The sequence below is a fragment of the Enterobacter cloacae complex sp. IR5418 genome, assembly GCF_049238105.1.
Lineage (GTDB): Bacteria > Pseudomonadota > Gammaproteobacteria > Enterobacterales > Enterobacteriaceae > Enterobacter > Enterobacter hormaechei.
Window position 1 is genome coordinate 159,677 of sequence record NZ_JBMKHS010000005.1, and the last position, 24,894, is coordinate 184,570.

Here is a 24,894-nt window from a genome sequence, read left to right on the forward strand (position 1 = left end):
TCCCGACTACCGGCTAACCGGGCAATGCAGACGCGTCAACGCACCCTGCCGCCCCATAGGAGAAATAAGTGTGACCGTGATGCTGACACATCCGGACTATGTTGTCTGCCCCCGACTGACCTGCCAGCCCGGCGGGAGCGTCACTGTTGAGATCTGCGACTGATTCCACGCATGATGCCATAGCTGACGATACTGGCTAAGCGCCGCAAACCGTGATGCCAGCGCGCGATGATAGCCGGATAACGCCGTCACAACCATAACCAGCAACATCATTGCCAGCAAAACCTCAACCATGCTAAATCCTTTTTGCCTGCTCAGGGTAACTGACATAGCGCACTTTCCTTAAGGGGACAGAAATCACTCCAGCCGTGGGCTGAAAAGCGTATCTGCCCTTCCGCGATGTCCCCACCTCGCCATAGCAACAGATCGTCATTTCCGGCAATAAGCAAAACACGCTCTCCAGACAGCCTCACACAGACCCGCAAACGTTGTGTCTGTTTGCACTGAACCTCTGGCTGTAAAGCCCAGCCCTGAACGCGTCCCCACTCCAGTGCAGATTGCACGGCAGCCTGCTGTCGAACAGACTGACTCTCCCCACTCACCAGCGTACTAAAGGTTTGCAGCTGCTGATTTAATCCGGTGAGGATCAGCGTGCCGAGCACCAGTAACAGCAGAACCAGCGCCAGCGATGACATACCCCGTTGACGATTCACAGATTAAACCCTGTTACGGTGTGGCGGGCCGAAAAAGGTGCGGTCAGTTCACCTTTGAGGCGGGCACGTAGCTCAATACTGACTACCGGGGCGAAGCCAGCATGATCGGTTTTAGTGACCATAAACTGCTCTATCAGGATCCGATCGGGGTCAGTGAGCTTATCCCACCCCTTACCTTCACAGGAGGTGGCGCCCCGCAGCGTTTCGAGCGCCCCTGACTCAAGCCGGCATCCCGTGCTGTCATTTTCTGACGCGGAGCTATCCCACTGGCCGTTGCTGTTTGCATCCCATTGCACAATTACACATCGTCCTTGCCTGCCGATGAGTATCCCCTGCCCCTGGCAATGCCCTGCACAGTATCCTGCTCTCTGAAGCTGTTTACCGATCGCGAACAGACGTTGCCAGACCTCATCCTCCAGCGTCTGTTGCCCGGATTGCAGTAAAACACCCCGCTGTAGCCCCGGTAAAAAACGTGACGTGCTGAGTAACAGAATGCTGCTTATTGTCATCGCAATCAGCACTTCCAGGAGGGAGAACCCTTTTCGATTTACTGGCATACACCCTCTCCCGCAGCATTACAGAGCCTGATACGTCCGCCATTTGAGACAATAACCCACCACGCACCAGCGCGGCTCTGCACGCGGATATGTCCGGCCCACGCGGTATCCCTTAAGCCGTAAAATCCCAACGCCGGTGTAATGTCGCTTATCGTGACGCCGGGCCACAGCGGCTTCATCACGAACGGGCCACCGCTGTCACAACCGGAAGCCGCAGAACTCACCAGACAGTCCTTTTCACCGTCGCTTTGCAGCGCAATCTTGTGCTCGCTGTTGTGACGGTTAGCGTCATTGCGCAAAAACACCAGGTAATCCCGCACCTGGCAGGCGGTTTGCCAAAGCCGCTGCCGCTGTTGCCAGCTGTCCCAGCCATAGAGCCCTGTGGCGCTAAGGATCACGACCAGCGAGATGGCGATAAGGGTTTCGATAAGCGTGAAGCCATGTTCGTTTTTCATGGCAGGAGTGTGGCGGAATAGCAGAAACGGTGCGAGCGTCAAACCAGAACATTACGAGCCTGTTTCCAGAGATTTTCACCCCTTGCAACGCGTTGCATCATCTCTGGAAACAGGCTCGAAAAACAAAACGGGCGTGAAAAAAAACCGGCGCTAAAGAGCACCGGTTGTGTCAGGATTTGCCGTATCAGATGGCGACAGGAGCTTTAATGCCGGGATGCGGGTCGTAGCCCTCAATCTCGAAATCATCAAAACGGTAATCGAAGATCGAGTCCGGTTTACGTTTGATCACCAGCTTCGGCAATGCACGCGGTTCGCGCGTCAGCTGGAGGTGCGTCTGTTCCATATGGTTGCTGTAAAGGTGGGTATCACCGCCCGTCCAGACAAAATCGCCTACTTCGAGATCGCACTGCTGCGCCATCATGTGCACTAACAGCGCGTAGCTGGCGATGTTAAACGGCAGGCCGAGGAACACATCGCAGGAACGTTGATAGAGCTGGCAGGAGAGCTTGCCATCCGCCACGTAAAACTGGAAGAAGGCATGGCAAGGCGCCAGCGCCATTTTATCCAGTTCACCCACGTTCCAGGCAGAAACAATGATACGGCGCGAGTCCGGATCATTTTTCAGCTGATTCATGACGGTTGTGATCTGGTCGATATGGCGACCGTCCGGGGTAGGCCACGCGCGCCATTGCTTGCCGTAAACCGGCCCAAGGTCGCCGTTTTCATCTGCCCACTCGTCCCAGATGGAGACATTGTTTTCATGCAGATAAGCAACGTTGGTATCGCCTTGCAGGAACCAGAGCAGTTCATGAATGATCGAGCGCAGATGGCAGCGCTTCGTTGTCACCAGAGGAAAGCCTTCTTGCAGATTGAAGCGCATCTGGTGGCCAAAAATGGAGAGCGTCCCGGTACCGGTGCGGTCGTTTTTCGGCGTGCCCTCGTCGAGCACTTTTTTCATCAATTCAAGATACTGTTTCATGATTCCTCAGGAAAGTTGTTGCTGTGGACGACGACGATACGCCCAAATCATCATAATGGCACCCGCGACAATCATCGGGATGGAGAGGATTTGCCCCATGCTGATGTACTGTACCCATTCGCCGGTAAACTGCGCATCCGGCTGGCGGAAGAACTCGACGATGATACGAAACGCGCCGTAGCCAATCAGGAACAGACCAGAGACGGCCCCCATTGGGCGCGGTTTGCGGATATACAGATTCAGGATGATAAACAGCACCACGCCTTCCAGCGCCAGCTCATAAAGCTGAGACATATGGCGCGGCAGAACGCCGTAAGTATCGAAAATAGACTGCCACTCAGGATGCGAAGGCAGCAGCGCGATATCCTCTGCGCGAGAGCCCGGGAACAGCATGGTAAACGGCACGCTCGGATCGACACGCCCCCACAGTTCACCGTTGATGAAGTTGCCCAGACGCCCTGCGCCCAGCCCAAACGGAATTAACGGCGCAATAAAGTCAGCCACCTGGAAGAAGTTCCGTTTGGTGCGTCTGGCGAAGATCACCATAACCAGGATCACACCAATCAGCCCGCCGTGGAAGGACATGCCGCCGTCCCAGACGCGGAACAGATAGAAAGGGTCGTTCAGGAATACCGGGAAGTTATAGAACAGGACATAACCGATACGGCCGCCCAGGAAGACGCCGAGGAAGCCAGCATACAGCAGGTTTTCCACTTCGTTCTTCGTCCAGCCGCTGCCCGGACGACTGGCGCGACGGCCAGCAAGCCACATGGCAAAGACGAAGCCCACCAGGTACATCAGACCGTACCAGTGAAGCGCGACGGGTCCTATAGAGAAAATTACCGGATCGAATTCCGGAAAATGCAGATAACCACTGTTCATCTGTCACCACAAGATGTTGTTATTCCGCTGAAAGTGGACAGCGGGTGAATTGCATTCCCGCCGTTGGCAGGTGCTCCAAAGTTGCGAATCATAGCATAAGGCAGGCGCGGAGGATGCGCCTGAGATGTAAAAGATGTGTATAGGGTTTTATGCGTGCAGGTCCCCCCTCACCCTGGCCCTCTCCCCAAAGGGGAGAGGGGGGAAAGGCTTTAGCGACCACCGCGGATCAAACCGCCCATACCGCGTCGTTCCATAAACGCAGCCACCTGATGGCGCACTTCGGCTGCCAGCTGTGCTTCCAGGCTACGCGCGGCCAGTTCACGCGCCTCATCTTGTTCGATGTGACGTAACAGGTATTTCACCCGCGCGACGGTACGTCCGTTCATTGACAGGTGACGGAAACCGAGGCCAATCAGGATCGCCACGCACATCGGATCGCCAGCCATTTCACCGCACAGGCGCAGGTCGATATTATGCTGCTCGGCTTCGCGGGCGATCATCGCGAGGGCACGAAGCATCGCCGGATGCAGGCTGTCATAGATGCTGGCAACGCGCGTATTGTTGCGATCGACCGCCAGAATGTATTGCGTTAAGTCGTTGGTGCCAACGGAGATAAAATCAACGCGGGTCGCCAGCTGCGGCAGCATAAAGACCATCGAAGGCACTTCAAGCATCACGCCGATACGGGGTTTAGGGATCGCATAGCCGATCATCTCTTCCACTTCGCGCCCTGCACGTTCTATCAACCGCCGCGCTTCGTCGATCTCGTCAATACTGGTGACCATTGGCAGCAGAATACTGAGATTCCCCGTGGCAGCGTTGGCGCGCAGCATCGCACGAACCTGGATAAGGAAGATTTCAGGCTGATCGAGGGTAATGCGGATCCCACGCCAGCCGAGGCAGGGGTTCTCTTCACTGATGGGCATATAAGGCAGTTGTTTATCTGCGCCGACGTCCAGGGTGCGCAATGTGACGGGTTTATCGTTAAACATCTGCAACATGCCCTGATACTGCGCAACCTGCTCCTCTTCTGAAGGGAAGCCGCTTTGCAGCATGAACGGTATTTCGGTGCGGTAGAGACCAATGCCATCAATGCGGCTGCCGAGTTTCTCTTCGTGCTCGGGGCTTAAGCCAGCGTTGAGCATCACCTTCACCCGCTCACCGCTTTTCAGATGCGCGGGCAGGTTGACGTCGTCTTCCGCCAGCTTGCTTAATTCATTTTCTTCACTGATAAGACGCTGGTACTCCTGGAGGAGAACCGGCTCAGGATCCACCAGCAACTCACCGCGATATCCATCCACCACCAGCGTGCGGCGATGCAGTACGGAAGGCTGAATATCCGCCCCCATCACGGTCGGAATACCGAGCGCGCGCACCATAATGGCGGCATGGGAGTTCGCAGCGCCATCGCGCACCACCACGCCCGCCAGCCTGTCCTGCGGTAACTCCGCCAGCGTTGTTGCCGAGAGTTCGTCGGCGACCAGCACAAACCGGTTCGGCCACGCATTCGCCCCCTGAATAGTATCATCGAGGTGGAACAGCAGACGTTGCCCAAGCGCGCGTAAATCACCGGCGCGCTCTTTCAGATAACCGTCAGTCAGCACCGCAAACTGCTCGGCAAATTTTTCTATGACCTTTTTAACCGCCCACTCTGCCACCGAACCTTTATCGACCTCGGCAAACAGCTCCCGGCGCAAACGCGCATCGGAAAGCAGGTGTGAGTAGAGATCGAAAATAGCCGCCGTCTCTTTTTGCGCGCCAGCGGCAAAGCGTTTGCTGTAGCGACGAAACTCATTCGCCGCCTCTTCCAGCGCAGCGGTAAGCCGCTCGCGCTCAAGCGCTTCATCGAGCGTAGAGGCTTCGTAGACCTGCTCCATCAGCGGCAGCGTGGCATCCATCCAGCCTTCGGCGATAGCGACGCCCGGCGAAGCCGGAAGCGCGCGGATACGCGTATGACGATACTGACCAAAAAGGGCTGCCAGCTGGGACTGAGAGAGGATCGCAGCCATCTGCGTTGCCAGCGTGACGAGGAAAGACTCCTCACTTTCGTCGTACTGGCGCAACTCTCGCTGCTGGACAACAAGCACGCCGAGCAGTTGACGGCGCTGAATAATTGGCACGCCAAGGAAAGCGCGGAAACGCTCCTCTTTAACGGAAGGGATATATTTGAAGCTGGGGTGTTTTTGCGCATCGGCAAGGTTGATGGGCTCCGCCAGTCGCCCGACCAGGCCAACAATACCTTCATCAAACGCGAGCGTGACGGTGCGTCCCCGTGGTTTTTTTAAACCGCGGGTTGCCATCAGGTAGTAGCAACGTCGGTCATGGTCGGCCAGATAGACCGAACAGACCTCGGTTTCCATCGCAAGACAGATGTCCGTCACCAGAATATTCAGCGCCTCGTTGAGGCGAGGCGCACTGGCAACCTTTTCAACTATTTCTCGCAAGCGGGTGAGCATGATTTGCGTAGCTTAACCTCTTTTACGTCGCCAGGCAGGTGCGCTCTGTGGCTTCGGAGGGGTCTCCTGAAGCTGCATAACGACACTTGCGAACTCTTTCATCACCCTACGGTATACATCGCGCTTAAATGACACGACCTGACGAACCGGATACCAGTAACTTACCCAGCGCCAGCCATCAAACTCTGGCGTACTGCTGGTTTGCATATTGATATCTGAATCGTTGCCTACCAACTGCAAAAGAAACCACTTTTGTTTCTGGCCGATACAAACCGGCTTTGTGTCCCAACGCACCAAACGTTTCGGTAACTTGTAACGCAACCAGTTGCGGGTCGAAGCCAGGATGCGAACATCTTTTCGGCTTAAACCAACCTCTTCAAACAGCTCCCGGTACATCGCTTGTTCTGGGGACTCTCCAGGATTGATCCCGCCTTGCGGGAACTGCCAGGAGTGCTGACCATATCGCCGGGCCCACATCACCTGGCCCTGACGATTACAAATTACTATTCCTACGTTTGGGCGGTAGCCATCGTCATCAATCACCGGACTACCCCAAACTAAATCTGATATATGAATGATTGTTTCACACTACAGGGAGGCGGTAAACCACTCTCTTACAGGCCTGCAACCTAATAACATTTGAATAACTCACAATTTTGCCAGGAGTTATGAACAGATGCAGGCAATCGAGACCATTTTTATTCACTTTTTCTGTGGATAGAGTTGTGAAGAAGTACGGAATTACCGATGAACAACCTTGTAGCCCGACGAGTCGCCAGTTTATCCAGCTTAAAATAATTCCTCTATATTCAATCGGTTAAACTGAAATCCAGGGTACTAAAGGCGATTAACGTGACGATCGTCACATCAAAGATCCTCCTGCTGATGAAAGATCGAACAGCGTCGGTTTTATCCACAGATTGTGCCAATAAGTTAGGCACAATTTGTGTGAAAATTCGATTTTCATCGCACGTCAAGGCTGTAAATTGAAACAGTAGTGGCGGTTATTCCCAGTTATCCCATTTTTCTGTGGATAACATGGTGTAAGATCCTGTTTATTGTCAGTGACCAGAATTGCACAACCTGTTTTTTAGCGGCGCCATGACGGAATAAATCCTGAAAAAGATGATATAAATCATCCACATGGAATATGTACTCAGAAAAAGTTAAACTCTATCCACAAGGGATAAAATATCAGCTCATTTTTTAACCAGAAGGTTGTTAGCATGCATTCTCTCGCCCCCCTGCTCTCCCCTCCCGTCAGTGAAGTGCAATTGCTCCAGCAGGCACAACGTCTGGCAGGCTATTCACTGGGTGAGCTGGCCGTAATGGCGGGATTGACGATACCCAACGATCTGAAGCGTGATAAGGGCTGGATTGGCGTGTTGCTGGAGCGCTGGCTGGGCGCAAGCGCGGGCAGTAAACCCGAGCAAGATTTTGCGGCGCTGGGCGTTGAGCTAAAGACGATCCCCATCGATAGCCAGGGGCGGCCGCTGGAAACGACCTTTGTCTGCGTTGCGCCGCTAACGGGAAACAGCGGAGTGACATGGGAAACAAGTCACGTCAGGCATAAGCTGAAGCGGGTGTTGTGGGTACTCGTTGAGGGCGACAGGCAGATCCCGCTGGCCGCGCGTCGCGTTGGGGCGCCGCTGCTCTGGAGCCCGAATGAAGAAGAGGAGAGACAGCTTTCCCAGGACTGGGAAGAGTTGATGGATATGATTGTGCTGGGACAGGTTGAGCGGATCACCGCCCGGCATGGCGAAGTACTGCAACTTCGTCCCAAAGCCGCCAACAGTAAAGCGCTCACTGAAGCGGTAGGTGCCCAGGGGGAACCGATCCTGACGTTGCCGCGCGGTTTCTATCTCAAAAAGAATTTCACCGGGGCGCTGCTGGCACGCCACTTCCTGTTGAAAACATAGTTTTTTACTAATTTTGCGCTCCGGCTAACAGAATCTCCTCCTTTTTAAGATTTCCCCCCTTTCACCTGTCGTAATATCAGGTTATTACTACACTATGATTTGATACGAGCCAGGTGAGGATGAGAACGATGAAAAAATGGGCAGTAATTATCTCAGCAGTCGGTTTAGCGTTTGCGGTATCGGGTTGTAGCAGCGATTATGTCATGTCAACGAAAGATGGTCGTATGATCCTGACCGATGGCAAACCCGAAGTCGACGACGATACCGGTCTGGTGAGCTACCGCGATCGCGAAGGCAATCAAATGCAGATTAATCGCGACGAAGTCTCCCAGATCATCGAGCGTTAAACAGATAAAGGTCAGTAGCTTGCTGGCCTTTTTGATTTTTTCCTTCCCCTTTTGTCTTCCCTCTGCCATGTTTATATTCCTTTGTCGGGAGGTTCCTGACGCGGTCTGTATGTCTAAAAAAGGAAAGCGGCTATGCATTATCACCGTATCCCCCACAGCGCTCTGGAGATCAGCCAACTGGGGTTGGGCACCATGACATTTGGTGAACAAAACAGCGAAGCCGATGCCCATGCACAACTCGATTACGCCGTCAGCCAGGGCATTAACCTGATTGACGTGGCAGAGATGTACCCTGTTCCTCCACGCCCGGAAACACAGGGGCTTACCGAAACGTATGTCGGCAACTGGCTGGCGAAACGCGGCAATCGCGAAAAGCTGGTCATCGCCTCTAAGGTTAGCGGCCCCTCCCGTAATAACGATGCCGGGCTCCGCCCTAACCAGATCCTCGATCGCAAGAATATCCGTGCCGCGCTGGATGCCAGCCTCAAGCGCCTGCAAACCGACTATCTCGATCTTTATCAGGTGCACTGGCCGCAGCGTCAGACGAACTGCTTCGGTAAACTTGGCTACACCTGGAACGAGAGTGCCCCGGCCGTTAGCCTGCTGGAAACGCTGGAAGCGCTTACGGAGTGCCAGCGCGCGGGTAAGATCCGCTACATTGGCGTGTCCAACGAGACGGCGTTTGGCGTGATGCGCTATCTGCATCTGGCCGATAAACACGACCTGCCGCGCATCGTGACCATTCAGAACCCGTACAGCCTGCTAAACCGCAGTTATGAAGTGGGTCTGGCGGAAGTAACGCAGTACGAAGAGGTGGAACTGCTCGCCTACTCATGTCTGGGCTTCGGTACCCTGACGGGCAAATACCTGAACGGCGCGAAACCGGCTGGCGCGCGTAACACGCTTTTCAGCCGCTTCACCCGCTATAGCGGTGAGCAGACGCAAAAAGCCGTTGCGGCCTATGTGGATATCGCGAAGCGTCACGGGCTGGATCCGGCGCAGATGGCGCTGGCCTTTGTACGTCGTCAGCCATTTGTGGCGAGTACCCTGCTCGGCGCAACGACGATGGATCAGTTGAAAACGAATATTGAGAGTTTCCATCTGAACCTGAGTGAAGAGGTGTTAGCGGAGATTGAAGCGGTGCATCAGGTTTATACCTACCCGGCACCGTAATAAAAGCAAAACGGCAACGCACGTTGCCGTTTTTAGGGTTTTCACCCTCTCCCCGTGGGAGAGGGCCGGGGTGAGTGCATCAGGCCGCACAATTCACCGCCGACGCTGCCAGACCCACAGCCCGCTAATCGCCAGCGCGAACAGCGCGCCGAATCCCACACCGATTGCCACAACCGGCGCACCTGCTTTTACCGCCAGCGAGTAAATCCCCAGCATCAGTAACATCGCCATGTTTTCACCAAGGTTTTGCACTGCAATGGCGTTGCCCGCCCCAACGGTCTGCTTGCCGCGCTCCTGTAACAGCGCGTTTAGCGGCACCACAAAGAAACCGCCTAATATGCCAATCAGTAACAGCAGGGCATAGGCTGGCAATAGGGCATGTTGCAGGGAGAAGAACAGAACACCGACGCCGATCAGGATCCCCGCAGGCATGCAGCGCGCGACGGTTTCCAGCGTCACCAGTTTTGCCGCAGCCCCGGCCCCGACAACAATCCCGACGGCGACCATGGCATTCAGGTAAGTCGGCGTGGCGTTGTCAGTTATACCCAGCGCCACCGGCACCCACAGCACCAGCAGGAAACGCAGCGTAACACCGGCCCCCCAGAACATGCTGGTGCCCATCAGTGAGAAGCGCGTTTCACCGTTACGCCACAGTACGCGGCAGGCGTTGAAGAAGCTGCCGGTCATGGGCCCGAAGCGCCAGGATTGCCCCGGACGCGCCACGGCCAGTTTGGGGATAAACAGGTTGGCGATCACCGCGCCGCCGTACATCAGGGCGCAGATGCCAAGCGCGGCGAGCACATGCCAGTCTGCCAGTACGCCTCCCGCCACCGAACCCAGCAGAATAGCCGCAATGGTGGAGGACTCCATCAGGCCGTTGGCCTTCACCAGCTTATCACCGGTGGTCAGTTCCCCCAGAATGCCGTATTTCGCCGGGGAGTAGGCTGCCGCGCCAATGCCTACCAGCGTGTAGCCGACAAACGGGTTGATACCAAAGCAAATGCTTGCCGCGCCCAGAAGCTTAAGGCTGTTGGCAAACATCATGACCCGACCTTTCGGGAAGCTGTCCGCCACCTGCCCGACAAACGGTGCAAATACAATGTAAGCACCCACAAACACCATCTGTAGGATCGGCTGGCTCCAGTCGGGATAAAACTCCGCTTTCAGCAACGCCAGCGTGGCAAACAGCAACGCGTTATCGCCGAACGCGGAAAGAAACTGGGCGGCAATCACCGCCATCATGCCTTTCGACCAGATTGAAGTGTTAGTGTGCACTGACTCACGCATTTTGCTGTTCCGCCTCTTCAACCATGCCCTTTAGGGTCACGAAATCGGGTTTACCGCTGCCCAGCACCGGTAACTGTTTGAGGTAGCGAATATCGCGGGGCACCGCCAGCTCGGGGATACCGTGTTCGCGCGCATACCTGAGCAGCGCGTCACGCTTCAGTTCACCGTCGGTGGTAAACAGCACCAGCGCCTCGCCTTTACTGGCATCACTTTTCACCACGGTCGCATGCATTTTCTCCGCTGAGACGGCGGTTGCCAGCGTCTCGACCATTTCAAGTGAGACCATTTCCCCGGCGATTTTGGCGAAGCGTTTTGCACGTCCCTGGATCTGCACGAAGCCCTGATCGTCGAAGCGCACGATATCGCCCGTGTCGTACCAGCCCGTTTCAACCTCGCCGTTGACGTTTTCAGCCGTCGGCGCCTCAAGCACGCCCGGATTTTCCACACGCAGATAGCCGTTCATGACGTTCGGCCCTTTCAGCTGAAGGCGTCCGCCATCTTCAATGCCCGGCACCGCCAGCAGACGCGCATCCAGCCCAGGCAGAATGCGGCCAACCGTGCCCGGTTTTGCCGCCATCGGTACGTTGATGGAGACCACCGGGGCGCACTCCGTCACGCCATAGCCTTCCAGAATGCGCAGGCCAAACTTGTCCTGCCAGATCTGGCGCGTGCTGTCCTGGAGTTTTTCCGCCCCCGCCACCACGTAGCGCACGCGGAAGAAATCATACGGGTTGGCGAAGCGCGCGTAGTTACCGAGGAAGGTGGATGTCCCGAACAGCACGGTACAGTTACGGTCATAGACCAGCTCCGGCACAATGCGGTAGTGCAGCGGGCTTGGATAGAGGAACACTTCGGCACCGGTCAGCAGCGGCGTAAAGAGCCCCACGGTCAGACCAAATGAGTGGAACAGCGGCAGCGCCGACATAAAGCGATCGTTGGCGGTAAAATCAGCGATAGTTTTAATCTGTTCGACGTTCGCCAGAATGCTTTTATGACTGTGAACCACACCTTTCGGATGACCTTCAGAGCCGGAGGTAAAGAGGATAATGGCATCGTCTTCCGGCTGCTGCCTGACCTGCGCCAGACGTGGCATCAGCAGGTGCGCGAAAATCCACAGCTTGTCGGCGGCCGTGACGTCTGCTTTCAGATCTTCCAGGAACACCCAGCGCACCTGAGTCAGCTGTTCCGGCAGGTGCCACAGCTTGCCTTTTTCCAGGAACTGGCGGGAGGTAAAGACGGTGTTGATTTGTGCTGCGGTAATCGCGCTGGAGAGCCCTTTCACGCCCGCCGTGTAGTTCATCATCGCCGGAATGCGGCCCCGGGAGACGGCACCAAAGATCACCGCCGCGCTGATCCCCGCGTTCGGCAGCATCAGGCCGATCTTTTCACCCTGTTTGCTGTACTTCTCGAGGATACGCCCGACAAACAGCGTTTTGGTCAACAGCTTACGGTAGGTATCCGGCGTGAAGTTGATGTCTTCAATGCAGTTTTTCTTCGCGCCGTAGCGATACTGCGCCGACAGCAACGATTCATACAGCGTTTCGCGCGGACGAACGGCCATACGCGCTTCCATCATAATCTGGTGCAGCATTTCTCCGGCGATTTTACGGCGGTCACGCGCGCGCGGCGCCTCGGGCATCGGCAGTGACGTCGGCGGTAAAATATGCAGCGTGATTTTCGGGAACAGACGCTGCTTCACCAGCCCTTTCAGGCGGCTGAAAAAGGTCAGCTCGGCCCCATCAATGCGTAGCGGCACGACGGTGGCCTGAGACTTCGCCGCGACAAAACCGGCTCCGTCATAAATTTTCATCAGGGAGCCCGTCACCGAAATCCGCCCTTCCGGGAAGATAACCACCGGACGCCCCTGCCCAATCAGACGCACCAGATGTTTAATCATCATCGGTTTGGTTGGGTCGAGCGGCACAAAATCAATCAGCGGCCTGAGCCAGCGCATGTACCATTTTTCACTGATGGAGCTGTACACCGCGAAGACGGGCCGCACGGGCAAGAACAGCGCCAGCAATACGCCATCAATAAAAGAGACGTGATTCGGTGTGATTAGAACACGCTCGCCATAAAGTGCCTGCGTATCGCCAGTTACGCGGATGCGAAACAGGAGACGGAACAGTGTGCGGAAGAACCCAAAAAGCATTTCAACTCCCTTTGCCAGCCAGTGTGAAAGGTATAAATGGTGGCAGATTACACGAGAAGTCGTGAGGGGGCGATAGCAAAAACAGAGGCAAAAAAAAACCTGCGCATCCGCGCAGGTTGGTGCAAGAGAAGAGTACGAAAACGTACCAGAAATTCTCACCAATCAATACCTCTGGGATCTTGATTGTGGCCTCCGGCGACGGGCTTCGCCAGCGGGAAAACGCAAGGGAATGAGCCGAAATGCAACCAGGTGTGAATATTCTCTGTTGCTGTTACAGGTTGAACTTACAGGCAAAAAAAAACCTGCGTAAAACGCAGGTTGGTGTAAATCGTGTTAATCAACCGAAGTTGATTCCACCTATCAATACCTCTGGGATCTCGACTCTAGCAATTCACGGTGCATCGTTGCTAACGGACAATCGCAACAGCCTGAGGCAAAGTGTAACTAAAGGTTCGGAATGACATTATTCAGACATGACTGGCCGTGTAACGCTTACACCGCGAGGGATGTTCTGCATCACGTTTGCAGTGGACGCTCACCCGCTCCCCTTGAATGCGCGCCGCTTTTCCGCAACACTAGCTAGTGTGTAAACGCTTACCCCTATAAGAAGGTATTGAATGGCGACAATTAAGGATGTGGCTCGTCTGGCGGGTGTTTCCGTCGCGACCGTCTCCCGCGTGATCAACAACTCCCCTAAAGCCAGTGATGCATCGCGCCAGGCCGTGCAGGACGCCATGGAAAACCTGAATTATCACCCAAACGCCAACGCGCGTGCCCTTGCCCAACAGTCGACAGAAACCATCGGGCTGGTGGTCGGGGATGTGTCCGATCCGTTTTTTGGTGCGATGGTCAAAGCCGTAGAGCAAGTCTCTTATCACACCGGTAATTTCCTGCTGATTGGTAATGGCTACCACAATGAACAGAAAGAGCGCCAGGCCATTGAGCAACTGATTCGTCATCGCTGTGCGGCGCTGGTGGTCCATGCCAAAATGATCCCCGATGCCGAGCTGATCCATCTGATGAAACAGATGCCGGGGATGGTGATTATCAACCGTATTATTCCCGGTTTCGAAACCCGCTGTGTGGCGCTCGACGACCGTTACGGCGCATGGCTCGCAACCCGTCATCTCATCCAGCAGGGCCATACCCGAATTGGTTATCTGTGCTCCAACCACCCAATTTCCGATGCGGAAGATCGCCTTCAGGGCTATTACGACGCGCTGCGCGAAGCCGGTCTGCCGTGCAACGATCGTCTTGTGGCGTACGGTGAACCGGATGAAAGTGGCGGCGAGCAGGTGATGACGGAGCTGCTGGGCCGCGGGCGAAATTTCACCGCCGTGGCCAGCTATAACGACTCCATGGCCGCAGGCGCAATGGGCGTGTTAAATGACAACGGGATTGACGTTCCGGCCGAAATTTCGCTGATTGGTTTTGATGATGTGCTGGTGTCGCGCTACGTGCGCCCTCGCCTGACCACCGTGCGCTACCCGATTGTAACCATGGCCACGCAGGCGGCAGAACTGGCGTTAGCGCTGGCCGAGCGTCGTCCGCCACCGGAAATTACTCACCTGTTCAGCCCAACCTTAGTGCGCCGTCACTCGGTGGTCTCGCTCGCGGAAGCCGCAAGCGAGCAGCGATAGAGATGGACGGTTTTATCCGGGTATTCCAGCGCATCGCCGATGTAGTGCCAGCCGTAACGTTCGTAGAAGTCGCGGCAGGCAGACCAGAGATGAAGCTCGTGATACCCGGCGCGTCGCGCATAGCCCTTCACATGCTCCTGAAGTTTTCCCGCCAGCCCGTTTCCCCGGGCCGCTTCATCGACATACAGCGCAGCCAGCCACGGGTGGAGATCCTGCCGGGAAATCAAATCGCAGCGCCACAGCCCAACGGTGCCCAGCAGCTGGTCATTCTCAACGGCAATAAAGGTGAGCGGTAACGCGCCTGGCGTCAGGCTGTGCCCGACGATGCTCTGGAAAAAGGCGCGCGGCAATCCTTCACCAAAAGCTTCCCAGATCCAGTCGATTACCTGCTCTGTAAACTGCGGCGCAGCGTGAAGCGGCAGAATATTCACACCAGCTTCCCCTGGAAAAGGGGAACCGATTCGAAGAGATAGCCGTCAAAATCCGGTGCGTCTTCGTCTGACAGTTCAAGCAGGCTCTTTTTGACGTTTTCAAGATGCTGGAACATCGCCTGCCATGCTCCCATTACGTCGCGGCGGCGGAGCGCAGCGAGAATGGTTTGCCTGTCGCCGAGCCACTTCAGACGCCAGGCGCGGCTGGCGATGTGGCCGTTGAACTGCTGCCACAGCGGGCTGCTGTCCATGTGATGCCAGACGCTCTCAACGGTCGCCAGCAGCATCTGGTTTTGTGTGGCCCCCGCCAGCACCAGGTGGAACATTTTGTTGTTGTCCTGGCTGCGGTCGTCGGCGGCAATCGCCCGTTGCTCCTGCTCGATGATGCGGCGCAGGTTATCGATATCCGCCCGCGTCGCCATTTTTGCGGCAAAGGCAGCAATGTTGCTTTCAAGCAGCTGACGCGCCTGGAGAATTTCAAACGGACCCACGTCACTGTTCAGAAAACGCTCCTCCTCGTTTTCATGCTCCTCCGGAATGCGCATCACGTACACGCCCGATCCCTGACGAATATCCACCGTCCCCTGTAGCTCAAGCATCAGCAGCGCCTCTCGCACAATAGTGCGGCTCACGCCATACGTCTCGGCGATGTTGCGCTCCGGCGGCAGACGCGATCCCACGGGATAATGTCCCTGGATAATCTGCGCCCGTAAATCCTCGCCAATCTCCTGGTACTGTTTTTTTTCCGGCAGGATGACAGCCTTATCCACGTTTTCACCTGTGTTTTTCAGTTAATGCGCGGGCCGGACGTCCTCCCGGCCAGTTTGTGCGCTATTTTACCAGAAGGCTTACTTCCATTCATCGTCTACCCTGAGCGTCAGCACACGCTCATCGCGCAACTGGCGGAACCAGGACGCTGATTTCTTTGCCCGCCGTGCGCGATGATTTTCAAGGTCGATCTCAATCAGCCCATAGCGGTTTTTAAACGCGTTCATCGGCGAGACGTTGTCGGTGAAGGCCCACAGCATATAGCCGTGACAGTTCGCCCCCGCCTCCCGCGACAGCAGCGTGTAGTAGAGATGTTCGCTGATAAACGCGATGCGGTACGTGTCATCGATAATGCCGTCGCGATTGCGAAACTGCGCTTCGTTCTCCACGCCCATCCCGCTTTCCGCCACGAACCAGTCAATGTTGCGATAATCGTTTTTTATCCGCATCGCCATGTCATAAATAATGCGCGGAAAGATCTCCCAGCCGCGGGAGGTGTTCATCCGCCGTCCTGGCAGCTCAAACGGCTCGTAGTAGTATGCCGGATGGAACGGCGTCTCCGGGTGCCAGGCGCGGGACGGGGCTTTGACGCGATGCGGGTAATAGAGGTTAATGCCCAGTTCGTCGACGGTGTTGTCGGCAATCAGCGCCAGCTCGTCAGCCGTGTAGTCCCACTGCACCTGATGCTGCGCCAGCAGGGTAAAAAGCGCCTGTGGATAGCGCCCGTGCACCAGCGGGTCGAGAAAGACACGGTTGTAGAACAGATCGTACATCTCTGCCGCCCGCACGTCATGCGGCGCGCGCGAGCGCGGATAGGTCACTTCCGGGTTCAGGATACAGCCCACCGAGCCGTTATACCCTTTCTCACGAAACAGCTTCACCACTTTCGCCGTCGCCAGCACCTTATGGTGGTTCCACTGCATCCATGTGCTGGTGTTCTGCTCATAGGGCCAGCGCAGTGCGTCAAGGTAGACGCGCGTCTGGACCACAATCGGCTCGTTGAAGGTAAACCAGCGGATGACTTTGCCATGAAAACGCTCAAACACCTTTTCCGCATAGCGAACGAACAGCTCGACGACGTGCTTCGACGCCCAGCCGCCGTAGGTCTCCAGCAGCACACCCGGCAATTCGTAGTGTTCCAGGCAGATCATCGGCTCAATGCCCTGACGGTGCATTTCATCGAACAGCGCGTCGTAATACGCGGCATACTCTTCATCTACGGTGGCGTTTTCGTAGTCGGTCAAAAAGCGCGACCAGTTGATCGAGGTGCGATAGTGCGTCAGTCCCGCCTGCTTCATCAGCGCCACGTCTTCGCGGAAGCGGTTGATAAAGTCGGTTGCCACCGCCGGACCATAGCCGTTGTGCCAGACGTGACGATCGTTCTTGTACCAGAGATCGATCCACGAATCCTGCCCCGGCTTTTTGCCGCTCCAGCCCTCGGTCTGCCAGGCCGATGCCGCCGCGCCCAGCATAAAATCTTGCGGTATGGCTATCTGTTTTGTGCTCATCGTATCCTCATGCATTATCGGTGGCTTGTTGCAGTGCGGCCTGCTCTGCGCGGCGTGAAGCGATCTTCACAAACGGCAGATAGATAATCACCGCGGTCACGATGCAGATAAACTGGGTGATCACCGCCCCCATGGAGCCCGCGGTTGACAGCCAGGCGTTAATCAGCGGCGGGGTGGTCCAGGGCACCATCACCACGGCTTTACCGGCAAATCCGGTCACGGTGGCAAAGTAGCCAATGGAGCCTGTCACCAGCGGCGTGATGATGAACGGGATAGCCAGGATCGGGTTGAGCATGATTGGCATGCCGAAGATCACCGGCTCGTTGATGTTAAAAATGCCAGGGCCAATGGAGAGTTTGGCGATCTCCTTCATCTCTTTACGTTTGGTGGCAATCATGACGGCTATCAGCAGGCCGATGGTCAGGCCGGAGCCGCCGATGCTCATATAGACGTCCCAGAACGGCATGGTGATGATGTTTGGCACCTCTTTGCCCTGCTCGAACGCGCTCATGTTAACGGTGATCGCCCCCAGCAGCAGCGGCTCGCGGATCGGCTTGATCATCTGGTTGCCGTGAATACCAATCACCCAGAACAGCTGGGCGACAAACATCAACAGCAGGATCCCCGGCAGGCTTTGCACCACGCGCTCCAGCGGCTGTTGCACCACCTGGTAAACCGCGTCGTAAAGATACATACCGGTCACCTGATGAAACACGAAGCCAAAGGTGGCGATGGCGGTAGTGGTGATAATGGCCGGGATCAGTGCAGAGAACGACGCGGCGACGTTCGGCGGCACCGTGTCCGGCATCCTGATTTTCAGTCCTTTACGGTTTTCCAGCCAGCAGTAGATCTCCACCGACAGGATAGCGATAAACATACCGAGGAACAGGCTGCGGGTATCCGAGAACTGGCGCAGCAGCACGTCTTTCACTACGTGCATCTCGCCGTCCACCAGCATTTCCACCGTGGTCGGCGTCACGCAGATAAAGCAGATCACCGCCAGCAGGCCGGGGAAAAGGGACTTGATACCGTTTATACGCCCCAGCTCAATACCGATCAAAAACACCGCGCCGATGTTGAGAAAGTTCAGCGTGGCATAGTTGAGCGCGCTGGTGATCGGCTTTAACGCCGCGAGAAACGACAGGGACTGAAAGCTCGCCAGACCGTTCTTCGGATCCAGCACCATATTGGAGATCAGTACCGAGAACGCCCCCACAATGATGACCGGCATTAAGGTAATAAACGCAGACTTGATCGCCTGGATATAGCGATAGCTGTTGAAGGTGGTGGCAAAACTGCCCAGAGCGTCGATCAGTTTTTCCTGAAATGCCATAGGGTAATACCTCAGTAAAAGGGCTTTTATTGAATAAGATGGACAGCCGGATACTATTGGTATGCCAAAAATAGCGTCCGCAGGCGCTTTATTCTGTGATTAAGCTCTCAGCGAGGTAAGAGGTATTCCAGATTGTGATTTATCACTATTTTGGCATGCCAATAACAGCCATTTATCCCGCGGACGAGGATCGTTACCGAAAAGCGTGATCGTTATGGGGTTTTGCCCTTCCCACGTCGCTTATGCGCCGGATGGTCTGTGTTAAACTGCGAACCATTACGTGGAAACAGGAATTTCGAATGGCAACAATGCTGGATGTCTCACTGCGTGCGGGCGTGTCGAAGGCCACCGTTTCGCGCGTGCTGAACGGCACAGGTCAGGTTAAAGAGAGCACGCGTCAGCAGGTATTTCGTGCGATGGAGGAGCTGGGCTATCGTCCGAATTTTCTCGCGCGTTCGCTGGCTAACCAGACCAGCAACAGCATTGGTCTGGTCGTCTCGACGTTCGACGGTTTTTACTTTGGCCGTTTGCTTCAGCAGGCGTCGCGGCAGACCGAAACGCACGGTAAACAACTGATTGTTACCGACGGTCACGATGCCCCTGAGCAGGAAGAACAGGCGGTGCAGATGCTTGCCGACCGCAAGTGTGACGCCATCGTGCTGTACACGCGTTACATGAGCGAAAAGACGATCCTGAAGCTTATTAACAGCGTGCAGACGCCGCTGGTGATCATTAACCGTGAAGTGAGTCAGGCGGCGGATCGCTGCGTCTTCTTTGAACAGCAGGACGCGGCCTTCAAAGCGGTGGATTACCTGATAAGCCAGGGCCACCGGGAGATCGCCTGTATCACCGTCCCGATCCACACGCCGACGGGCAAAGCGCGGCTGATGGGCTACCGTAAGGCGCTGGAGAAGCACGGTATTCGTCTCGATGAGCGGCGGATTAAGTACGGCGATGCGGGCATGACGCGGGGTTACGAGCTGTGCAAGGAGCTGATTGCGGAAAAGACGCCGTTCAGCGCCCTGTTTGCCTGTAACGATGATATGGCCCTGGGCGCCTCCAAAGCATTACACCAGGCCGGGCTGAAGATCCCGCAGGATATTTCGCTGTTTGGTTTTGACGATGCCCCCAGCGCAAAGTGGCTGGAGCCTGCCCTGTCGTCGGTGTATCTGCCGATCGACAGCATGATCGTCACGGCGATCGACCAGGCGATCCGGCTGGCAAAAAACCAGCCGGTTGAGGCGATCCCGCCGTTCACCGGCACGCTGGTGTTACGCGATTCGGTGACAACAGGCCCGTGGTTTAATCAGACCAGCTCTAACGCCAGCAGCTCCTGAATGGTCTGGCGACGGCGAATCAGCCGCGCCACGCCGTTATCAAACAGCACTTCCGGCAGCAGCGGGCGGCTATTGTAGTTCGAAGACATCGACGCCCCGTACGCACCGGTATCATGCAGCACCAGATAATCTCCCGGTTTTACCTCTGGCAGCGAACGGGTTTCGACTTTCCCGCCTTCCTGTTGAGTAAAGACGTCCCCGGATTCACACAGCGGCCCGGCAACGACGGTCTCGATACGTGGGGCGTTGAGCAGGTCGCGGCCATCGGCGGCAAGCGCGGTGATGTGATGGTAGCTGCCATACATGGACGGGCGCATCAGGTCGTTGAAGCCAGCATCAATCAGCACAAAGTGACGGCTTCCCATCTCCTTAACGCTCCGCACCTGCGCCACCAGCACGCCAGCTTCGGCGACCAGGAAACGACCCGGCTCAATTTCCAGCTTCACCGCATGGCCCAGATGGGCGGCGATGCTGTCACGCGCGGCGCTCCACAGGCCATAATAGTGATCCGTGTCGATCGCCTCTTCCCCTTCGCGGTAGGGGATCGATAGCCCTCCCCCGGCGGAGATCGCCTCCAGATCCTGACCAAAATCGATAACCTGACGCACCATTGCGCCACAGACCTGCTCAAGATGGCCATAATCCACGCCGGAACCGATATGCATGTGAATGCCCACCAGCTTGAGGTTGTAGCGTTGTAAAACCTCCAGCGCCGCAGGCATATCGGCATACCAGATCCCGTGCTTGCTGTTTTCGCCGCCGGTGTTGGTTTTTTGACTGTGACCATGACCAAAGCCCGGGTTGATGCGCAGCCAGACGCGATGGCCCGGGGAAACCTGACCAAGCTGCTCCAGCATATCCACCGAACCGGCATTGACCGGGATTTGCAGCTCGTGCACACGCGCCAGCGTGGCGTCGTCTATCAGGTCAGCGGTGAAAACAATCGCGTCGCTGTCGGCTTTGGGATCAAACCCGGCCGCCAGCGCACGTTCGATTTCCCCCAGCGATACCGAGTCAACCTTCACGCCCTGCTCGCGCATCAGGCGCAGGATATGAATATTGGAACAGGCCTTTTGCGCAAAACGCACCACGTCAAACTGATGCAGCGCGGCGATCTTCTCGCGGACAATCTGCGCATCGTAGACCCACACCGGGCAGCCAAATTCGGCAGGCAGGCGCAGCAGGTTATCGGCGTTCAAATCGGTCTCGGTCTGGTTGAGTGGGCGTGGCATGGTCATCTCCGGAAAGCTGTTTTTTATCATTACGCCATAGCCTGAAGAGAATAAAAAATATCGTTTTATCGTGAGTCTATGCAAAAATGATATGGATAACGCTCAGCCACCAGGTGCCCTATGCCCGCCGTTAACCTACGCCATATCGAGATTTTTCATGCGGTGATGACCACCGGCAATCTCACAGAAGCCGCGCACATGCTGCACACCTCGCAGCCGACGGTCAGCCGCGAGCTGGCACGCTTTGAGAAAGTGCTGGAGCTGAAGCTGTTTGAACGCACCCGCGGCAGGCTGCATCCGACGGTGCAGGGTCTACGTCTGTTTGAGGAGGTTCAGCGCTCCTGGTACGGGCTGGACAGGATCGTGAGCGCGGCGGAGAGCCTGAGGGAGTTTCGCCAGGGCGAGCTGTCCATTGTCTGCCTGCCGGTCTTTTCCCAGTCATTCCTGCCGGTGCTGCTACAGCCGTTTCTGGCCCGCTACCCGGAGGTCAGCCTGACCATCGTGCCGCAGGAGTCGCCGCTGCTGGAGGAGTGGCTTTCGGCTCAGCGCCACGATCTGGGTCTGACCGAAACCCTCGTCACGCCAGCGGGGACGGAACGCACGGAGCTACTGTCGCTGGATGAGGTCTGCGTGCTGCCTGCCAGCCACCCGCTTGCCCACAAAGCGGTGCTGACCCCGGCGGATTTCCACGGTGAGAACTATATCAGCCTGTCGCAGACCGACAGCTACCGACAGCTTCTGGATGGCCTGTTTGCCGAACATCAGGTGAAGCGGCGGATGGTGGTGGAAACGCACAGTGCGGCATCAATCTGCGCGATGGTGCGTGCGGGCGTGGGGATTTCGGTGGTGAACCCGCTCACGGCCATGGACTACGCCAGCAGCGGCGTGGTCCTGCGCCGTTTCAGCGTTTCCGTTCCATTTACCGTGAGCCTGATCCGCCCCCTGCACCGGCCTGCCTCAGCGCTGGTTGATGCGTTTAGCGAACACCTGATTGCGCACGCGCGTCAGGTGGCGCTTCGCTTACCTGACCTGCAAAAACCCCTATGACAGCATAAACTCCACCGCATCCGCAGCATGGATGGCGGCGGTATCGAAGACCGGGATCGGGCTTTGGTCTGCCGGCACCAGCAGGCCAATTTCGGTACAGCCGAAGATGACCCCTTCCGCCCCCTGCTGCGCCAGTTTCTCAATCACGCTGACGTACCAGGCGCGCGACGTTTCGCTGAAGGTGCCCAGGCACAGTTCATCAAAAATAATCTGATTAATGCGCGCCCGGTCAGACTCATCCGGGATCAGGCTTTCAATACCAAACTGACTGCTCAGCCGTCCACGGTAAAAATCCTGCTCCATGGTGTAGCGCGTCCCCAGCAGCGCCACGCGCGTCATGTCGGTGGCACGAATGGCACGCCCGGTGGCATCCGCGATATGTAAAAACGGCAGCGAACAGCGGTCTTCAATGTGTGACGCCACCTTATGCATGGTGTTGGTACACAGCAAAATTCCCTGCGCGCCCGCGCGCTCCAGCCCAAGCGCGGCGTCCGCCAGCATCTGCCCGGCTTTGTCCCACTCCCCGCCCGACTGGCAGGCTTCTATCTCATGGAAATCCACGCTGTGCAGCAGCAGGCTGGCCGAATGCAGACCGCCCAGACGCTGTTTGACGCCTTCATTAATCAGGCGGTAGTACGGGATCGTTGATTCCCAGCTCATGCCCCCTAACAGACCGATCGTTTTCATCTTTCCTCCTGTGCGTTTCACCTAGTGAAGCAAACTTGTGATCGCCTTTCCAGTTATTTGGCCAGACGTTTCCTTTTCGCTGCGGGTGAGATAAGTTAATTGAAACAATGTTTCATTACATAACAGGGCGAAAATATGTTTATTTTCCATAAAGAGACCACGCTTGAGGATCTGGGCAATGGCGTGACGCGTCGTATTCTGGCGCACGACGGCAGGATGATGGCGGTTGAAGTGAATTTTGAGCAAGGCGCGATTGGCCCGATGCATAACCATCCGCATGAGCAGCTTACCTACGTTCTCTCGGGGGAATTTGAGTTCACCATTGGCGAGGAGAAGCATGTGGTGACGGCGGGCGACACCCTCTACAAAGCGCCACACGTGATGCACGGCTGCGTTTGCCTGAAACCCGGTACCCTGCTGGATACCTTTACGCCGATACGCGAAGACTTCCTGAAATAAAAAAAGGCGCTCATCTGAGCGCCTTTATTTGCTGTTATTCCGTAACCGGCTCAGGAAGTTGTTCCGGCAGCGGGTTGCGGGTGCTCATTGCCTCGCGCAGCAGCACGCTGCCGCAGGCAAACAGTCCACCCAGAATACACGCCAGCAGCACGATCAGGGCTTTGCCCGGGCCATCTTTTTTCACCGGCATGGAAGGCGAGAGCTGGTATTTGAACGGCTCCAGGCTCACATCTTCGAAGGAGAGTTTTTGCAGCTGTGCCAGATAGTATTCGCGGTTCTGGAATTCGGCGTTCAGCTCAGAAACGTCCTTCAGATTTTTTTCAATCTGCAATTTCTGCGCAATCCCGTCCGCGCCGAGCGCCACGGAGTAATCCGGATCGTCTTTCACCGCCTGTCCATTGCTGTACACCGGCTTTTTGATCCCTGCCGCGTTCGCCACTTCCAGCGAGTAGTTCAGGCGTTGCAGGTTGGTATTGTGGATATTGGTCAGACGAACCCGATCCAGCTCCAACTGCTGTTGTACCGTTTTGGTTCTCAGGATCAGCTGGTCACGAATGTTCTGCATGGTCTCCTGCTCAACGATGCGGGAGATGTACTGAATGTAACCGTTCAACACTTTCTGCGCGTCCTCTGCCGTTGGGGCAGTGAAGCTTAATGTCCAGGAGAGATACGGCGCTTTATCAGCATTTTTTTCCTGCGTGTTATCAATAGCCTTCATCTTTTCGGCAATATTGACCACCGCGCGGTGCAGCTCCAGCGGGTCAACCTCGGCGCCATCGAGCTGGGCCATCACGTAAGGTGAGCTTTTCATGTACTCTTCAAGCAGGGACTGGGACTGAAACTTTTTGATAAACAGATTAAACACATCCGCCCGTGTTATTTTCACGTCGACGTCAAGCACCTGTAGCGCCACCATCATCTGGCGCAGCGAACTCCACTGCGTCTGTTCCGCTGGCGTAATGACGGCTTTACTGGTCCATTTTTGCGGTATCAGGAAGGCGATTGCCAGGCCGACCAGTGCAAAGGCAAAGACAATGGTGATAATGCGTTTTTTGGCTGCCAGCAGGACGTCCAGCAGACCCAGAAGATCTATTTCTTTAGCGCTGACCGCCGGGGGAGCATAGTGAGGAAAGTTGAGATCCGTATGTTTTTTGAAATCCATCGCTGACATAACTGTTCTTCTTTTAAGGATGCAGTGAATTTCTGCCTGACTGGTTCCGGTGTAACAAATCATACAAGAATGTAAGAATTATCTGAATGGCGAATTGGTACATCTGTAGACCTGCTATCAGATCTGGTAGTTAGCCACGCTGCGTGACTATTCTTATTCCCGCTCCCCTTTTGCTTCGTTATCTCTTCCTCATGGCCCGCGGCGAACGTTCGTGAAAAGTCAAAAATGCCACCTCCCTCACTATATTGAAACAGCGTTTCGACGCTGATCACATTTCCACCATTAAGCGAATGACGCAGAAATAAATCGCAATAATATAAAATAAAACGATGTTTTAGTATCCAAGAACACCGGTTCATCT

The 24,894-nt window shown here is 55.9% G+C and carries 23 protein-coding genes and 1 pseudogene; 7 read left to right on the forward strand and 17 right to left on the reverse strand.

Annotation, left to right across the window (positions count from 1 at the left end; all coding sequences use genetic code 11):
• Positions 1 to 6 precede the first annotated feature (6 nt).
• From ACOTX7_RS06455 to rppH, 8 genes and pseudogenes are all read right to left on the reverse strand, one after another.
• Positions 7 to 330, reverse strand: a pseudogene (locus ACOTX7_RS06455) (prepilin-type N-terminal cleavage/methylation domain-containing protein).
• A complete protein-coding gene (locus ACOTX7_RS06460; protein ID WP_032674030.1) occupies positions 315 to 713 on the reverse strand; it encodes a DUF2509 family protein in 399 nt (132 codons plus the stop codon). The pseudogene ACOTX7_RS06455 and the gene ACOTX7_RS06460 overlap by 16 nt, the downstream one beginning before the upstream one ends.
• Positions 710 to 1,270, reverse strand: a complete 561-nt coding sequence (locus ACOTX7_RS06465) for a prepilin peptidase-dependent protein (protein ID WP_221256414.1) — start codon at positions 1,268 to 1,270, stop codon at positions 710 to 712. The genes ACOTX7_RS06460 and ACOTX7_RS06465 overlap by 4 nt, the downstream gene beginning before the upstream one ends.
• Positions 1,261 to 1,725, reverse strand: coding sequence for a prepilin peptidase-dependent protein (locus ACOTX7_RS06470; RefSeq protein WP_221256415.1), 465 nt, complete (start codon positions 1,723 to 1,725; stop codon positions 1,261 to 1,263). The genes ACOTX7_RS06465 and ACOTX7_RS06470 overlap by 10 nt, the downstream gene beginning before the upstream one ends.
• A gap of 184 nt (positions 1,726 to 1,909) precedes the next feature.
• Positions 1,910 to 2,704 carry a thymidylate synthase gene (gene thyA / locus ACOTX7_RS06475; protein WP_006811817.1) on the reverse strand — a complete coding sequence of 265 codons (795 nt, stop codon included), beginning with the start codon at positions 2,702 to 2,704 and terminating at the stop codon, positions 1,910 to 1,912.
• Between the two features lie 6 nt (positions 2,705 to 2,710).
• Entirely contained in the window at positions 2,711 to 3,586 is an 876-nt protein-coding gene (gene lgt, locus ACOTX7_RS06480; RefSeq protein ID WP_045342379.1) for a prolipoprotein diacylglyceryl transferase, read from the reverse strand.
• 209 nt (positions 3,587 to 3,795) lie between these two features.
• On the reverse strand, positions 3,796 to 6,042 hold the full coding sequence (gene ptsP / locus ACOTX7_RS06485) for a phosphoenolpyruvate--protein phosphotransferase (protein WP_006811818.1): 2,247 nt from the start codon (positions 6,040 to 6,042) through the stop codon (positions 3,796 to 3,798).
• A 12-nt stretch (positions 6,043 to 6,054) separates the two neighbouring features.
• Positions 6,055 to 6,585, reverse strand: a complete 531-nt coding sequence (rppH, locus tag ACOTX7_RS06490; protein WP_003862791.1) for an RNA pyrophosphohydrolase — start codon at positions 6,583 to 6,585, stop codon at positions 6,055 to 6,057.
• A 683-nt stretch (positions 6,586 to 7,268) separates the two neighbouring features.
• Here rppH and mutH point away from each other — a divergent pair.
• The 3 genes from mutH (at position 7,269) to ACOTX7_RS06505 (ending at position 9,481) form a co-directional block, all read left to right on the forward strand.
• Positions 7,269 to 7,961: a DNA mismatch repair endonuclease MutH gene (gene mutH / locus ACOTX7_RS06495; protein WP_421626065.1), complete on the forward strand. Its 693-nt coding sequence runs from the start codon at positions 7,269 to 7,271 to the stop codon at positions 7,959 to 7,961.
• Between the two features lie 128 nt (positions 7,962 to 8,089).
• A complete protein-coding gene (locus tag ACOTX7_RS06500) occupies positions 8,090 to 8,308 on the forward strand; it encodes a YgdI/YgdR family lipoprotein (protein ID WP_003862794.1) in 219 nt (72 codons plus the stop codon).
• Between the two features lie 132 nt (positions 8,309 to 8,440).
• Positions 8,441 to 9,481, forward strand: a complete 1,041-nt coding sequence (locus tag ACOTX7_RS06505; RefSeq protein WP_221256417.1) for an NADP(H)-dependent aldo-keto reductase — start codon at positions 8,441 to 8,443, stop codon at positions 9,479 to 9,481.
• 93 nt (positions 9,482 to 9,574) lie between these two features.
• Here the strand turns inward: ACOTX7_RS06505 and lplT are convergent, their stop codons facing one another.
• Together lplT and aas are read right to left on the reverse strand one after the other, a co-directional pair.
• Positions 9,575 to 10,768: a lysophospholipid transporter LplT gene (lplT, locus tag ACOTX7_RS06510; protein WP_221256418.1), complete on the reverse strand. Its 1,194-nt coding sequence runs from the start codon at positions 10,766 to 10,768 to the stop codon at positions 9,575 to 9,577.
• Positions 10,761 to 12,920, reverse strand: a complete 2,160-nt coding sequence (gene aas, locus ACOTX7_RS06515; protein ID WP_221256419.1) for a bifunctional acyl-ACP--phospholipid O-acyltransferase/long-chain-fatty-acid--ACP ligase — start codon at positions 12,918 to 12,920, stop codon at positions 10,761 to 10,763. The genes lplT and aas overlap by 8 nt, the downstream gene beginning before the upstream one ends.
• Positions 12,921 to 13,537: 617 nt before the next feature.
• On the opposite strand from aas, the gene galR reads away from it, so the two are divergent.
• Positions 13,538 to 14,560 carry an HTH-type transcriptional regulator GalR gene (galR, locus tag ACOTX7_RS06520; RefSeq protein ID WP_221256420.1) on the forward strand — a complete coding sequence of 341 codons (1,023 nt, stop codon included), beginning with the start codon at positions 13,538 to 13,540 and terminating at the stop codon, positions 14,558 to 14,560.
• Here galR and ACOTX7_RS06525 read toward each other — a convergent pair.
• From ACOTX7_RS06525 to ACOTX7_RS06540, 4 genes are all read right to left on the reverse strand, one after another.
• Complete coding sequence (locus tag ACOTX7_RS06525; RefSeq protein ID WP_221256421.1) at positions 14,515 to 14,991, reverse strand: GNAT family N-acetyltransferase; 477 nt, start codon at positions 14,989 to 14,991, stop codon at positions 14,515 to 14,517. The genes galR and ACOTX7_RS06525 overlap by 46 nt on opposite strands.
• A complete protein-coding gene (locus ACOTX7_RS06530; protein ID WP_003862809.1) occupies positions 14,988 to 15,761 on the reverse strand; it encodes a GntR family transcriptional regulator in 774 nt (257 codons plus the stop codon). Before ACOTX7_RS06530 ends, ACOTX7_RS06525 begins: the two co-directional genes overlap by 4 nt.
• 78 nt (positions 15,762 to 15,839) lie before the next feature.
• Positions 15,840 to 17,267 carry a glycoside hydrolase family 1 protein gene (locus ACOTX7_RS06535; protein ID WP_221256422.1) on the reverse strand — a complete coding sequence of 476 codons (1,428 nt, stop codon included), beginning with the start codon at positions 17,265 to 17,267 and terminating at the stop codon, positions 15,840 to 15,842.
• A gap of 7 nt (positions 17,268 to 17,274) precedes the next feature.
• Positions 17,275 to 18,600, reverse strand: coding sequence for a PTS sugar transporter subunit IIC (locus tag ACOTX7_RS06540; protein ID WP_006811828.1), 1,326 nt, complete (start codon positions 18,598 to 18,600; stop codon positions 17,275 to 17,277).
• Positions 18,601 to 18,899: 299 nt separating this feature from the next.
• Here ACOTX7_RS06540 and ACOTX7_RS06545 point away from each other — a divergent pair, with 299 nt between their 5' ends.
• On the forward strand, positions 18,900 to 19,937 hold the full coding sequence (locus ACOTX7_RS06545; protein ID WP_032674031.1) for a LacI family DNA-binding transcriptional regulator: 1,038 nt from the start codon (positions 18,900 to 18,902) through the stop codon (positions 19,935 to 19,937).
• Here the strand turns inward: ACOTX7_RS06545 and lysA are convergent.
• A complete protein-coding gene (gene lysA, locus ACOTX7_RS06550) occupies positions 19,907 to 21,169 on the reverse strand; it encodes a diaminopimelate decarboxylase (RefSeq protein WP_001137906.1) in 1,263 nt (420 codons plus the stop codon). The two genes, ACOTX7_RS06545 and lysA, sit on opposite strands and share 31 nt — an antisense overlap.
• 120 nt (positions 21,170 to 21,289) lie before the next feature.
• Between lysA and ACOTX7_RS06555 the strand changes: the two genes are divergently transcribed.
• Positions 21,290 to 22,216, forward strand: a complete 927-nt coding sequence (locus ACOTX7_RS06555) for a LysR family transcriptional regulator (protein ID WP_221256423.1) — start codon at positions 21,290 to 21,292, stop codon at positions 22,214 to 22,216.
• Here ACOTX7_RS06555 and ACOTX7_RS06560 read toward each other — a convergent pair.
• Positions 22,211 to 22,903 carry an aspartate/glutamate racemase gene (locus tag ACOTX7_RS06560; RefSeq protein WP_221256424.1) on the reverse strand — a complete coding sequence of 231 codons (693 nt, stop codon included), beginning with the start codon at positions 22,901 to 22,903 and terminating at the stop codon, positions 22,211 to 22,213. The genes ACOTX7_RS06555 and ACOTX7_RS06560 overlap by 6 nt on opposite strands.
• 135 nt (positions 22,904 to 23,038) lie before the next feature.
• Between ACOTX7_RS06560 and ACOTX7_RS06565 the strand changes: the two genes are divergently transcribed.
• The gene (locus ACOTX7_RS06565; RefSeq protein WP_000469517.1) at positions 23,039 to 23,362 is read left to right on the forward strand and encodes a cupin domain-containing protein; all 324 of its coding nucleotides are present in this window, start codon (positions 23,039 to 23,041) and stop codon (positions 23,360 to 23,362) included.
• A gap of 34 nt (positions 23,363 to 23,396) precedes the next feature.
• Here the strand turns inward: ACOTX7_RS06565 and wzz(fepE) are convergent, their stop codons facing one another.
• Complete coding sequence (gene wzz(fepE), locus ACOTX7_RS06570) at positions 23,397 to 24,533, reverse strand: LPS O-antigen length regulator Wzz(fepE) (RefSeq protein ID WP_047353882.1); 1,137 nt, start codon at positions 24,531 to 24,533, stop codon at positions 23,397 to 23,399.
• Between the last annotated feature and the right edge of the window lie 361 nt (positions 24,534 to 24,894).

Bases quoted from the DNA above. Each gene is read 5' to 3' on its own strand.
- ACOTX7_RS06465 (WP_221256414.1), bottom strand. From the start codon at position 1,270: ATGCCAGTAAATCGAAAAGGGTTCTCCCTCCTGGAAGTGCTGATTGCG.
- ACOTX7_RS06470 (WP_221256415.1), bottom strand. From the start codon at position 1,725: ATGAAAAACGAACATGGCTTCACGCTTATCGAAACCCTTATCGCCATC.
- thyA (WP_006811817.1), bottom strand. From the start codon at position 2,704: ATGAAACAGTATCTTGAATTGATGAAAAAAGTGCTCGACGAGGGCACG.
- lgt (WP_045342379.1), bottom strand. From the start codon at position 3,586: ATGAACAGTGGTTATCTGCATTTTCCGGAATTCGATCCGGTAATTTTC.
- ptsP (WP_006811818.1), bottom strand. From the start codon at position 6,042: ATGCTCACCCGCTTGCGAGAAATAGTTGAAAAGGTTGCCAGTGCGCCT.
- mutH (WP_421626065.1), top strand. From the start codon at position 7,269: ATGCATTCTCTCGCCCCCCTGCTCTCCCCTCCCGTCAGTGAAGTGCAA.
- ACOTX7_RS06500 (WP_003862794.1), top strand. From the start codon at position 8,090: ATGAAAAAATGGGCAGTAATTATCTCAGCAGTCGGTTTAGCGTTTGCG.
- ACOTX7_RS06505 (WP_221256417.1), top strand. From the start codon at position 8,441: ATGCATTATCACCGTATCCCCCACAGCGCTCTGGAGATCAGCCAACTG.
- lplT (WP_221256418.1), bottom strand. From the start codon at position 10,768: ATGCGTGAGTCAGTGCACACTAACACTTCAATCTGGTCGAAAGGCATG.
- aas (WP_221256419.1), bottom strand. From the start codon at position 12,920: ATGCTTTTTGGGTTCTTCCGCACACTGTTCCGTCTCCTGTTTCGCATC.
- galR (WP_221256420.1), top strand. From the start codon at position 13,538: ATGGCGACAATTAAGGATGTGGCTCGTCTGGCGGGTGTTTCCGTCGCG.
- ACOTX7_RS06535 (WP_221256422.1), bottom strand. From the start codon at position 17,267: ATGAGCACAAAACAGATAGCCATACCGCAAGATTTTATGCTGGGCGCG.
- ACOTX7_RS06540 (WP_006811828.1), bottom strand. From the start codon at position 18,600: ATGGCATTTCAGGAAAAACTGATCGACGCTCTGGGCAGTTTTGCCACC.
- ACOTX7_RS06545 (WP_032674031.1), top strand. From the start codon at position 18,900: ATGGCAACAATGCTGGATGTCTCACTGCGTGCGGGCGTGTCGAAGGCC.
- lysA (WP_001137906.1), bottom strand. From the start codon at position 21,169: ATGCCACGCCCACTCAACCAGACCGAGACCGATTTGAACGCCGATAAC.
- ACOTX7_RS06555 (WP_221256423.1), top strand. From the start codon at position 21,290: ATGCCCGCCGTTAACCTACGCCATATCGAGATTTTTCATGCGGTGATG.
- ACOTX7_RS06560 (WP_221256424.1), bottom strand. From the start codon at position 22,903: ATGAAAACGATCGGTCTGTTAGGGGGCATGAGCTGGGAATCAACGATC.
- ACOTX7_RS06565 (WP_000469517.1), top strand. From the start codon at position 23,039: ATGTTTATTTTCCATAAAGAGACCACGCTTGAGGATCTGGGCAATGGC.